This is a genomic window from Thiocapsa roseopersicina (genome assembly GCF_900106925.1).
GTDB classification, from domain to species: Bacteria; Pseudomonadota; Gammaproteobacteria; order Chromatiales; family Chromatiaceae; genus Thiocapsa; species Thiocapsa roseopersicina.
Genome location: NZ_FNNZ01000037.1, coordinates 19,906 through 28,385 on the forward strand (window position 1 = coordinate 19,906; position 8,480 = coordinate 28,385).

The following is an 8,480-nucleotide window of genomic DNA, read 5'->3' on the forward strand; positions in this document are numbered from 1 at the left end:
TCTCGAGCGGCATGCTCCGTTGTCGCGTTGGATCGGCTGGGGCCGGAACCATCAGTGTCGGAGCCGACGCGGTTTAGAATTGTTGACGAGAAGAACGGCGTTGTTCACTAAGCTCGGACGGTACGGTGGACGAGCCCGGTACGGTGGACGAGCGTAGCGCAGTTCACCGAGTCCCGCGCCGACGATAAACCGCATCCGGAGCGGCATGTGCCGTTGTTGGGTTGGATCGGCTACGGTCGGAGCCATAGGCGTCGGGGCTGACACGCTTTAAAGTGATTTATTTTTAATAGTCTAAACCGCGCCGGCTCCAACGGTCGTCACGTCTGCCGGGGCCGATCCCATCCAAAAACATCGCATGCCGCGCCGGGCGCGGTTTAGATCCGACTCACACCTCGAAGCCAAATTAGGACGTTTTCCCCGATGTCGACCGCGACCGCGCGACCGCGCGTCAGATTGCCGCAGCTCACCCTCGTGCAGCGCCTCGGGCTGCTTCTGGGCTCGATTGCATTTCTCGTCCCGCTCCTGATCCAGATCCCGGGCCTGGAGCCTGCCGGGCATCGGATGCTGGCTATCTTTTTGCTCGCGATCCTCTTCTGGGTCACGGAGGCGATTCCGCTCTATGCCACGGCCGTGCTGGTGATCCTGCTTCAGGTGCTGATGCTCTCGGATCAGGCGCTGGTCGGCGGCGTCGGGCCTTTGCCGCCTGCGGCGACCTACTTCGCGACCTTGGCGAATCCGGTCATCATCCTCTTTCTCGGTGGTTTCCTGATCGCGGACGGCGCCCACAAGTTCGGACTCGACCGCAGCCTTGCGGCCGTGATGCTGCGGCCCTTTGCCGGCAACGCCCGACTCTCGCTGCTGGGGCTCATGATGATCACGGCGCTGCTGTCGATGTTCGTCTCCAACACAGCGACCACCGCGACCATGTTCGCCGTGGTCATCCCCATCCTGGCCGCTCTGCCGAAAGGTCCGGCGCGCACCGGCGTGGCCTTGGCCATTCCGATCGCGGCCAACGTCGGCGGGATCGGCACTCCGGTCGGATCGCCGCCCAATGCCATCGCGCTGGGTGCGCTCGAAGCATCGGGTCAGGGCATCTCCTTCATCGGCTGGATGCTCTTGGCCGTTCCGCTGATGGTGGTCGTGCTGCTCTTCTCCTGGTGGTTCCTGTCGCGTCGCTACATCGCCGTCGACACTCCGATGTCGCTCGAGCTTTCGGCCGATTTCGACCGCTCGCCGGCTGCGCTGATCTTCTACCTGGTCGCGGGCGCCACCGTCCTGCTCTGGTTGACCGAGCCCTTCCACGGCATCTCCTCCTCGACGGTAGGCTTTCTCCCGGTTGTCGCGCTGCTCGCCACACAGGTCATGGGCGCTGACGACATCAAGCGCCTGCAATGGCCGGTGCTCTGGCTGGTCGCCGGGGGAATCGCTTTGGGGGCCGGCATCGGCGCGAGCGGGCTGGATGTTTGGCTGATCGGATTGGTCGCTTGGGAAGCCCTTCCGCTGACGCTCTTGTTGCTCCTGTTGGTGGCGGTCTCGGTCGGACTCTCGACCGTGATCTCGCATTCGGCGGCGGCGAACCTGCTGGTGCCCCTGACCCTGAGCCTGGCGATCGGGCTGCCGATCGACCCGACCGCGGTCGGGGTGATGGTCGCGCTCGCCTGTGCGCTCGGCATGGCACTGCCGATCTCCACGCCGCCGAACGCCATCGCCTATGCGACCGGCGAAGTGCCGACCTCCGAGATGATCGTCAGCGGGGTCGTGATCGGCGGCTTCGGGGCGCTCCTGCTGGCGCTCGTGATGCCGTCTGTTTGGGACGCGCTGGGCCTTCTATGAGTGCGGTCTTCGATCGCGCCGGTCATGAGGGCTCGGGGGCGGGCGATCGGCTCGCCCCGCTGTGTGTCCTGATCGTGGCGTCCGAGCCTTTGGCCGCCTCAATCGGGGAGGAGGTGGCCCGCGGGCTGAGCGACATCGCGGAGGTGGTCTGGGTGGACGATGGCGCTGCGGCCTGCGCGCAGGTGAGCGCACATCCGGACCGCGTCGTGCCGCTGGTGCTCATAACCGCTTCGTCCGCATCACCGGGGTCATCCGATTCAATCGATACGCGTATCGCGACGCTGGACACGCAGGCGATCCTGCGCCGAGCGAGCGTCCTGCTGCTGACCGACCGAGCGCTTCACGATGACCTGTCCCTGTCGGTCGACTGCGACCGGCTGCATGCCGTGATCAGGATCCCCGGGTCACCCGGCATTCTCGCCTGGCACGCGCGGGCTCAAACGGTGCGCTGGCTCAGCTCGCACCGACCGACCGATCCGCGAACACGGGCGCTTGTGGCGGCCGACGGCCGGCCGGTCGCGCAGCCCGAGAGCGACCTGCTGCGCCTGCTCGAGCTCGACACGCAAGAGGTGGCGGCCCAACTGCTCGCCGGGATCGAGCGCGTCTTGGGTCCGCGCCCGCGTCTGCTCCTGCCGGCCGGGACGCGCCTGATCCACGAGGGCGTCGATGTGGACGCCGTACTGGTCGTGCTGCGCGGCCGGGTCGCGCTCGATCATGCCTCGGCTGCCGGTGATCTGCGGCTGCACCACGACTCCACCGGGTCGGTCGTCGGCCTGTTGTCGTTGGCCCAGCAGCAGCGCGCCTTCTTCACGGCGCGTGCGACGACCGAGGTCGAGGTCGTGCATCTGTCCTTCGAGCAGCTCGATCGCGCGCTGGCCGTGGATGCCTCGCTCGGCGCTGCGATGGCGGCGGTCTCCATCCGCGCCCTGGCCAAGCGGCTGCGTCGTGCCGATCAGCTCCAGGTCGAGAAGACCCAGCTCAACCACGTCTTGGAACGCGAACGCCGGCAGCTCTCCGAGGCACTGCGTCAGCTCGAGCAAGCCCGCTTGGAGCTGGTCGAGCAGGCACGCTACGCCACGCTCGGCGAGATGGCGGCCGGGATCGCCCATGAGCTCAACAATCCGGTCGCGGCCATGCTGCGCGCGACCACCTATGTCGGCGAGGATCTGGAGCGCGTGCTGGCGAGCCATCCGCAAGGCCGGCTCGCGAGCGAGATCTTCGCGGCCGAGCGTGACCGCCCTCCCCGCAGCACGCGGGAAGAGCGCGCGGCGCGTCGGCGCCTTGAAGTGGCCCTCGGCGATGCCGGTTTGGCGCAACGTTTGTTCGATGCCGGGATCGAAGATCCCGAGCGGGCGCGTGCCCTCGCCGCCGATCCGACGAGCCTCGATCTGGTGGAGGCGGTCGCCGGGATCGGCTCGGCGGTGCGCAACCTCGAGGTCGCCTCGCGGCGGATGTGCGAGCTGGTGACCAGCCTGCGCGCTTACGCCCGCCCCAAGGGCGAGCCGGTCGCCGGGGTCGACCTGCATGCGGGTCTCGAAGACACCCTGCGTCTTATGGCGCACAGGCTGCGCGATGTCGAGATCGAGCGCAGCTACGGCGATCTGCCCCCGATTCGCTGCCACCCGGGCGAGCTCGAGCAGCTCTGGACCAACCTCCTGGTCAACGCGCGCGACGCACTCGGCGACACACTCGGCGGCGGACCCGAGGGGCGCGGGCGCATCGCATTGATCACGGATGCGCCCGATGCGTCGCACGTGCGCGTGCAGATTCGAGACAACGGGCGCGGGATCGATCCGGACATCCTGCCGCGGGTCTTCGAGCCGCGCTTTACCACCAAGCAGGGTGCCGTGCGCTACGGGCTCGGACTCGGGCTAGCCATCGCGCGGCGGATCGTGGATGCTCACGGCGGGACGATCGAGCTGAGCTCGCGCCCCGGCTGCACGCGGGTGACCATCACGCTGCCGGTGGCCGGCCCGCCGGACGACGAGGACATCGAAACATGAAGCTGGCACTTTTGATTCTGGAGGACGAGCGCCCGGTCCGCGAGGCGCTCAGACGCGACCTGGTGTCGTTCGCGCGTCATGTACGCCTTGAGGAGGCCGAGGATGTGCCGACCGCGCTGGAGGTGATCGAGGAGATCGACGCAGCAGGCGATCGGCTCGCGCTCGTGATGGCCGATCACCGTTTGCCCGGAACCAGCGGTGTCGATTTTCTGATCGGCCTCGCGGCCGACGATCGGACCGCGACCGCACGCAAGGTCCTGGTCACGGGCCAGGCCGATCAGGACGATACCATCCGCGCCATCAACGAGGCCGGACTCGACCGCTACGTCGCCAAACCTTGGCAGGCGGATGCCTTGTGCGAACTGGTCCGCGACCAACTCACCGCGTTTGTCGTTGCGGCGGGTGTCGACCCCCTGCCTCATCTCGCCGTCCTGGACGCCGAGCGCGCACTCGCGATCGTGCGGGAGCGCGGGGATCTTTGAGCCTCAATGCTACGGGACGCGGAGGCTTGCACGACTCGGCACCTGCAGCGTTCATACCTCGCATGCCTCCTGTCGAAGCGAAACCACGTCTACGGCTTGAACAGGTTCCCGAGATTAAATCCCATGATTGTTCAGGGTGAAATCTAGCCGTCGAGCACCTCCGGGAAATCTTTTGAAAATCACAATTAATTGATTTTATTTTATATTATTTATCATCAGTGCTGACGATGAAAATAATCGGAACATACGATCTTGATTTTGACCGCCCTGGTCTTGTCGGATCCACGAACCTCTCCTAGAGTCTGGTGAACTTTTGTCGCGGTCCGGGCTCCAAAACCCCGCCGAAAGTGCTGGCAAAATCCCGAGCGTACTGCTAGGATATTTTCCAAGGTAACAAACTCAGGTATTGGAACATGGCCAAAGACTTCGCTCTCATGCCGACGGGTACCATCGACTCCTACATCAGCGGCGCCTACCAGATTCCGGTCCTGACCCCGGAAGAGGAGAAGTCGCTGGCGATTGCGCTGCGCGATCATGGCGACATGGACGCGGCCAAGCGGCTTGTGACCTCGCATCTGCGTTTCGTCATCCGCATCGCCCGAGGCTATCTCGGTTACGGATTACCGCTTCCGGATCTGATCCAGGAAGGCACCGTGGGTCTGATGAAGGCAGTTCGCCGATTCGAGCCCGACATGGGCGTGCGTCTCGTCTCCTTCGCCGTGCACTGGATCCGGGCGGAGATTCACGAGTACATCCTACGGAACTGGCGGATCGTGAAGGTCGCGACGACCAAAGCCCAGCGTAAGCTCTTCTTCAACCTGCGCAGCGCGAAGAAGCGTCTGGGCTGGTTCACGAAGGACGAGGTCGAGGCGGTTGCCGCCGATCTGGGTGTGAAGCCCGAGACCGTCCTGCAGATGGAATCGCGCTTGGCCAATCAGGATCTGTCGTTCGACGGGTTGGAAGACGATGACGACGACGCGCCTTCCGCGCCGTCGACCTATCTGCCCGATATGCGGATGGAGCCCGCCAAGCTGCTCGAGCGCCAGGACACCGAGCGCGACCAACATCATCGCCTCTATTCCGCGCTGAAAGGTCTGGACGAGCGCAGCAAGACGATCCTGCGCGAGCGCTGGTTGTCGGAGAAGAAGCAGACGCTTCATGAGCTTGCCGAGCAGTTCGGCGTGTCCGCCGAGCGCATTCGGCAGATCGAGAAGAATGCGATGAAGAAGCTGAGGTTACAGCTCGAGGTGTAGAATGATCGGGGTGCCGGGGACGGTCGTCGCCCGGTCGAGTCCGATCTCGGCTTCGCGACCGGGAGCGCCCCACCGGCCTTTTCGATCCTCTCTCACACCCAATCCAAGGCGGTGGTCATCCGATGGGTGACCACCGCTTTTTTGTTTGGCCTCGCTTATGATGACTGCACCCGACATTTTCTCCCACCGCAAGCATTGGGCTTACAAGCTGGGGACCGCCCCGGAGCTGCCCATGTCGCGCGCCGAGATGGATCTGCTCGGCTGGGATAGCTGCGACATTGTGGTCGTGACGGGGGATGCCTACGTCGATCACCCCTCGTTCGGGATGGCGATCATCGGGCGACTGCTCGAGGCGCAGGGCTTTCGGGTCGGCATCATCGCCCAGCCGGGCTGGACCTCGGTCGAGGATTTCCGACGTCTCGGACAGCCGAACCTCTTTTTCGGCATCACCGCCGGGAACATGGACTCGATGGTGAATCGCTACACCTCCGATCGGCGCCTGCGCTCGGACGATGCCTACACGCCGGACGGTGCGGCGGGTCGCCGCCCCGACCGTTCGGTGACCGTTTATGCCCAGCGCGCGCGCGAGGCATTCAAGGGCGTGCCCATCGTCATCGGCGGCATCGAGGCGAGCCTGCGTCGGATCGCCCACTACGATCACTGGTCCGAGCAGGTCCGCCGCTCCGTGCTGGTGGATGCGAAGGGGGATCTCTTAATCTACGGCAACGCCGAGCGCGCACTGGTCGAGCTGGCGCATCGCCTGGCGCGCGGCGAGCCGATCGAGCAGATCCGCGACCTGCGCGGGACCGCCTTCATGACCCGCGGGCGGCCGGAGGGCCTATCGGATGGCTGGGCGGAGATCGATTCGAGTGGGCTCGATCGACCGGGCCGGGTGGATCCGCATCCGGATCCGTACGCAGTCTCCCCGAAAGGGACCGACGCGAACGCCTCCGCGGCGACCCCCGACGGGGTGCAGGTCATCCGGTTCCAGCCGCGCCCGCAACGCACGGATCGGACCCGCACGGTGGTGCGTCTGCCCTCGTTCGCGCAGGTCCGCGAAGACCCGGTGCTCTACGCCCATGCCTCGCGGGTCTTCCATCTGGAGACCAATCCGGGTAACGCGCGTGCAATGGTCCAGGCCCACGGCGATCGGGATGTCTGGCTCAATCCGCCGCCGATCCCGCTGACGACCGCCGAGCTTGACCGGGTCTACGAGCTGCCCTACAGCCGCCGCCCGCATTCGAGCTACGGCGAGGCGCGCATCCCGGCCTGGGAGATGATCCGCTTCTCGGTCAACATCATGCGCGGCTGTTTCGGCGGCTGTACCTTCTGCTCGATCACCGAGCATGAGGGCCGTATCATCCAGAGCCGCTCGGAGGAATCCATCCTGCGCGAGCTCGAGGAGATCCGCGACCGCACCCCTGGCTTCACGGGTACCATCTCGGATCTCGGCGGACCGACCGCCAACATGTATCGGCTCGCCTGCAAGGATCCGCGCATCGAGTCGTCCTGTCGGCGTCCGTCCTGTGTCTACCCGGATGTCTGTCCGAACCTCAACACCGATCACGCCCCGCTGATCCGGCTGTATCGTCGCGCACGTGCCATTCCCGGCATCAAGCGCGTCCTGATCGCTTCCGGGCTGCGCTACGACTTGGCGGTGCGATCGCCCGAGTACATCCGCGAGCTGGTCACCCACCATGTCGGCGGTTATCTAAAGATCGCGCCCGAGCATACCGAGGCCGGACCGCTCAGCAAGATGATGAAACCCGGCATCGGGACCTACGACCGCTTCAAGGAGCTGTTCGACCGCTATTCGCGCGAGGCGGGCAAGGAGCAGTATCTCATCCCCTATTTCATCGCCGCCCATCCGGGCACGAGCGATGAGGACATGCTCAACCTCGCACTCTGGCTCAAGCGCAACGGCTTCCGTCCCGACCAGGTCCAGGGGTTTCTGCCCACACCGATGGCGACCGCCTCGGCCATGTATTACTCGGGTCGCAACCCGTTGAAAAAGGTCACGCGTGATTCGGAGCGGGTCCCCGTGGTGCGCAAGCAGCGTCAGCGGCGTCTGCACAAGGCATTTCTGCGCTACCACGATCCGGAGAATTGGCCGCTGCTGCGCGAGGCCCTAAAGGAAATGGGCCGTTCCGAGCTGATCGGAAACGGCAAGCGCCACCTGGTGCCGGCATTTCAACCCGCCGGCACGGGTCTGTCGCCGGAAGGTCGCCGTCGTCCCGGTCGCACGGCCGTGCGAAATCGCCGAGACGCAAAAACTCAACCGTAAAAGATATCCCGATAGGCTGTATAGATCGCAATGGTCAGAACGGGCACGACAACGAGGAGCCCGAGCATCAAAGGCAGGGAGCCGAGGATCACCAGCACAATCGCGACCAGCCCGTAGATCAGGAAGGGCATGATGTTCTTAAGGCAGCCGGAGAAGCTCAGCCCGAGCGCTTTTAGTACCGGGACCTGATCGAGTGCCACCAGGCTCGGGGCGAAAAACATGGCCATCGCGAGCGGGACACCCAGCAGCATCGCCACCAAGACGGGCAGGAGGACGATCGGGTTGGCGAGAAAGATGTCGAAGTCGTTCGGATCCATCGTCGAAAGATCCATGCTGCTGCCTATGGAGGCGAATACCGCGGCGAACAGCAGTCCTGCGACGATCGCGATGCCGAGCGCAAGGAGCAGATAGACGACACCCACCAATGCGAGCGGTCCCGCGCTCTCCGACACACCCGCAAAGAGGTGACTGATCTCGAAGCGCCCCTCCCGATACTGGCGGTGCGCGCCGATCACGAGGCCCGCGCTCAGTGAGTACGGCCACCTTCCCTGATGGGTTTTTCCTCTTAAATCGTCAACTTGTATGAGGGAGAGCGGTGGGCCTCCCTCGGGGTGCTTGAACAACA

General features: G+C 64.9%; 6 protein-coding genes. 5 read left to right on the forward strand and 1 reads right to left on the reverse strand.

Annotated features, from left to right (window positions below; translation table 11 throughout):
* Positions 1–420 precede the first annotated feature (420 nt).
* The 5 genes from BLV04_RS22255 to BLV04_RS22275 all read left to right on the forward strand — a co-directional run bounded on the left by BLV04_RS22255 (position 421) and on the right by BLV04_RS22275 (position 7,855).
* A complete protein-coding gene (locus tag BLV04_RS22255; RefSeq protein ID WP_093037953.1) occupies positions 421–1,833 on the forward strand; it encodes an SLC13 family permease in 1,413 nt (470 codons plus the stop codon).
* A complete protein-coding gene (locus BLV04_RS22260; RefSeq protein ID WP_093037957.1) occupies positions 1,830–3,836 on the forward strand; it encodes a sensor histidine kinase in 2,007 nt (668 codons plus the stop codon). The genes BLV04_RS22255 and BLV04_RS22260 overlap by 4 nt, the downstream gene beginning before the upstream one ends.
* Entirely contained in the window at positions 3,833–4,318 is a 486-nt protein-coding gene (locus BLV04_RS22265) for a response regulator (RefSeq protein ID WP_093037961.1), read from the forward strand. The genes BLV04_RS22260 and BLV04_RS22265 overlap by 4 nt, the downstream gene beginning before the upstream one ends.
* A gap of 413 nt (positions 4,319–4,731) precedes the next feature.
* Complete coding sequence (gene rpoH, locus BLV04_RS22270) at positions 4,732–5,571, forward strand: RNA polymerase sigma factor RpoH (RefSeq protein WP_093037964.1); 840 nt, start codon at positions 4,732–4,734, stop codon at positions 5,569–5,571.
* 157 nt (positions 5,572–5,728) lie between these two features.
* Entirely contained in the window at positions 5,729–7,855 is a 2,127-nt protein-coding gene (locus BLV04_RS22275; RefSeq protein WP_093037968.1) for a YgiQ family radical SAM protein, read from the forward strand.
* Here the strand turns inward: BLV04_RS22275 and BLV04_RS22280 are convergent.
* Complete coding sequence (locus BLV04_RS22280) at positions 7,846–8,370, reverse strand: BPSS1780 family membrane protein (protein ID WP_175534760.1); 525 nt, start codon at positions 8,368–8,370, stop codon at positions 7,846–7,848. The two genes, BLV04_RS22275 and BLV04_RS22280, sit on opposite strands and share 10 nt — an antisense overlap.
* Positions 8,371–8,480 lie beyond the last annotated feature (110 nt).

What these genes read in the sequence shown, in the direction of transcription:
- BLV04_RS22255 (WP_093037953.1), top strand. Translation starts at nt 421, where the DNA reads ATGTCGACCGCGACCGCGCGACCGCGCGTCAGATTGCCGCAGCTCACC.
- BLV04_RS22265 (WP_093037961.1), top strand. Translation starts at nt 3,833, where the DNA reads ATGAAGCTGGCACTTTTGATTCTGGAGGACGAGCGCCCGGTCCGCGAG.
- BLV04_RS22260 (WP_093037957.1), top strand. Translation starts at nt 1,830, where the DNA reads ATGAGTGCGGTCTTCGATCGCGCCGGTCATGAGGGCTCGGGGGCGGGC.
- BLV04_RS22275 (WP_093037968.1), top strand. Translation starts at nt 5,729, where the DNA reads ATGATGACTGCACCCGACATTTTCTCCCACCGCAAGCATTGGGCTTAC.
- rpoH (WP_093037964.1), top strand. Translation starts at nt 4,732, where the DNA reads ATGGCCAAAGACTTCGCTCTCATGCCGACGGGTACCATCGACTCCTAC.